The 2,735-nt window shown below is 57.8% G+C and carries 4 protein-coding genes; all 4 read right to left on the reverse strand.

Annotation, left to right across the window (positions count from 1 at the left end):
• Positions 1-172: 172 nt before the first annotated feature.
• Positions 173-628, reverse strand: a complete 456-nt coding sequence (locus tag NDI87_RS17435; RefSeq protein WP_296276865.1) for a TadE family protein — start codon at positions 626-628, stop codon at positions 173-175.
• Between the two features lie 10 nt (positions 629-638).
• Complete coding sequence (locus NDI87_RS17440) at positions 639-1,148, reverse strand: TadE/TadG family type IV pilus assembly protein (RefSeq protein ID WP_296276866.1); 510 nt, start codon at positions 1,146-1,148, stop codon at positions 639-641.
• The gene (locus NDI87_RS17445; RefSeq protein ID WP_296276869.1) at positions 1,145-2,458 is read right to left on the reverse strand and encodes a TadE/TadG family type IV pilus assembly protein; all 1,314 of its coding nucleotides are present in this window, start codon (positions 2,456-2,458) and stop codon (positions 1,145-1,147) included. The genes NDI87_RS17440 and NDI87_RS17445 overlap by 4 nt, the downstream gene beginning before the upstream one ends.
• Before the next feature lie 29 nt (positions 2,459-2,487).
• On the reverse strand, positions 2,488-2,735 hold a 248-nt coding region (locus tag NDI87_RS17450; protein ID WP_366029165.1), incomplete at its 5' end, for a hypothetical protein.

A 2,735-nucleotide genomic window follows, 5' to 3' on the forward strand; every position in this document is an offset into this window, starting at 1 on the left:
CGGGTCGGTCCTTTTGCATCACGGCCAATAGCCGCCTGGCGTCACCCACATGCACATTGATCTCCACACCCGCTGGTGTGGCCAGTGTGGTGAGCAGCGCTTCGCGCTCTTGGGCGCTGGCGCAGATCAGGGAGGCTTTGAGGTTCATGGGAGCCATTTCAAGTTGATAGAGTCATGGACATACCGGGTTCCCGGTACTGTTCATCAGTTCGCGCGGCAGGCTGGTGGCAAATTTCGGAATGGGATAGTTGCCACCCATGAGGGGAATCAGCGGGCTGAAGGTCGCGCCGCTGAGCCGAACGTTCACGGTCTCGCAATTGCTCGCGTCACAAGCAGTGGGCACGTAATCAATGACCATATTTCCCACTGGAATGCCACTTGCGATCTGGTGCATGCGGGCCTTGATGTCCGGTGCGTCCGAAATACTGCAGACCACAGCCAGTCGCGCACCCAGGCGCGTGGCTTCATTGGCGGCATTAAGTGTGAACAGCCAGCGGCCAAACTCCATGATGCCAATCAACAGCGTGAAAAAAAGCAGGGCCACCAAGGCAAACTCGACGATGGTCGCACCCCGCTGCCAGCGCTGCAGCGCGGGTTTGATTCGGTTTGGAAGTGAACGCGTGCACATGATTGTTCGCCTAGAAATAACGCGACACCATCGTCGTCTTGACAGGGGAAAAATCAATGTCAGGGATGACAAAAGGCACCAAAGACGAGAAGCTGAAGGTCTTGTTGCCTGAACCTCCGATCGTGACTGTGACCAGGTCCACCGTCCCTTTCCCTGTCGGGACGCCCTTGTGCGTGGTGACGCACGTCAGGTAGTCACACAATGTCACTTGCGTCGTTGACAGACCGGTGACCAGGGGCTCCTGCCCAGCGCAGTCTTCCTTGCCGCACACGGCCAGCGCTTTGGTTGTCGCGTAGACCTCGTTAAGGGTGGGGGTGGAACTCGCACTAAGATTGGCCAGATCCTGCTGCGCCAGATAGCGCACCGCGCCGCGCGTTGCCTTGACCAATCCGTTGTATTGGTACAGCGCACGCCCGAGTTCGGTGATGCCAAAGACCAAAATCAGCATGAGGGGGAGGATGAACGCCAATTCGACGGCGGCCACACCTTTTTGTCTGCCTGGTTTGAAGATGGTTTTCATTGTGTGAGCACCGGTGCGTTTGCGTTTTCTTCTCCGCCGGAACACGGACTGTTTGCAGCGCTGGACAAGCCAAGGAATTCGAGTTTGGCGATGTCTGATGCTGCCGAACCACTTTCCATTGGGTTGAGCATCAACACGCAGGCCCAACCCAATATGGGAGGCATCTGGCTGCCCGGTGGCGTATTCCAGACACTGCAATTGACCACTGGTGCAGCAACGATGCGTCGATTTGTTCGACCAAGTTGCTCGAGTTGTGCCTCCTGTAATGGTTGACTATATTGATTTGTCTTGATGCCGACCGGGATCGTCTCCTGGTAGGGTTTGAAAATTTCTTGAGCGCCGCCGATGCCACCAAACTTAGGTTGACCTGAAACTGTCGACGTTCCGGAGTAGGCATTGAATCCGCTTGGCCAGTTGCCACCATTTGCAGTGCCATCTTCGTTGAGGTTGGAATACGCGAAGCCGGTCTTGTCCGGCGGGGCCTCAAGGGGGCTGTAGCCGCCGCCCTTCCTGTACCAGCCAAAACGGGTATTCCATGCTTCTTGCAGTGTGTCTTGCTTGCCCGTTTGGCCCACCTGATCCCCTGTCTGGCTGATGTTGCACTGCATGCTGCCTGCCAGTATGTTTTTGATTTCACTCGCACCTCCGAATGGCGGTGTGAAGTCGATCCAGCCAAAGTTTCCGGTGCCATATTGCGTGCCATCGAACGCCGTGAGCCAGTCCCCAACGTTGTGATTGAAGTTGTTCCCGGCATTGCCTCCGGCATCAGTGCATACAGCAACAGGGATGCAGGCTGCAGCAGGCGTTTCACGTTTCGCTACCGCCCATGCATTAACTGTTTGCGTCGTCAGCAAAGGGTTCAAGACCTGCATGAAGTAAATCGGCAAGCCTGCCAGAGGGTACTCGCACTTGACAAATTTCGCTGTATTCGGATCTGTGACGTTGTAAGGACCGGCGTTGCTGGTGGCAAAGGTGATTGTGAGGACGCTCGGCTCTAACCCCTGGCTCTGGAAGTTAACCAGGTTCCGAACGCTTGGGTCGCTCGGTGCCCCCTGGCTGAAGACGTTGCCATATGCAACCGCCCGGATCAATGCATTGGTATCGTTGGCGCCCGGTCTTAGTTGCGAAGCCGCCGACAGCGCGCAGGCGTCCATTCCGTTTTGCAGTTCGGTTTTAATGACAAAAAAGCGGCCCAGGTCGATCGCCAGCCCGACAAAACCGATCAGCACGACCAGGGTCAGGCCGAAAGTGATGGCCACCGCGCCGCGCTGGCACTGGCTGCGCATGGCTTTCAAGCGGACGGTTTTCATGGTATGGCTCCTGCTGCTGTGCCTGGCCCTTAATTGGCGGTCGCGTTGATGACTTCAAACGTCTTGGGCGGTGCCTTGAACGACTCCTGGTAGCGTTCCTGCGCGGCAGCGCCGGCCTGGCCGTCGATGCCGAGCACCGGGTCGCGGTTGGCCGAGGCATTGGGGTTGAGCGTCTGGGCGCTGCGCGCCTGGCGCACGGCGTTGCCAAAATTGGCGTCAAGCACCGGGGTGGTGCTGGCGCAGGCCGTCAGCAGCGCCGCACAAGAGGCTGCGGTGA

It is taken from the genome of Rhodoferax sp. (genome assembly GCF_023701345.1).
In the GTDB taxonomy this organism is placed as follows: Bacteria; Pseudomonadota; Gammaproteobacteria; order Burkholderiales; family Burkholderiaceae_C; genus Rhodoferax.

Bases quoted from the DNA above. Each gene is read 5' to 3' on its own strand.
- NDI87_RS17435 (WP_296276865.1), bottom strand. From the start codon at position 628: ATGTGCACGCGTTCACTTCCAAACCGAATCAAACCCGCGCTGCAGCGC.
- NDI87_RS17440 (WP_296276866.1), bottom strand. From the start codon at position 1,148: ATGAAAACCATCTTCAAACCAGGCAGACAAAAAGGTGTGGCCGCCGTC.
- NDI87_RS17445 (WP_296276869.1), bottom strand. From the start codon at position 2,458: ATGAAAACCGTCCGCTTGAAAGCCATGCGCAGCCAGTGCCAGCGCGGC.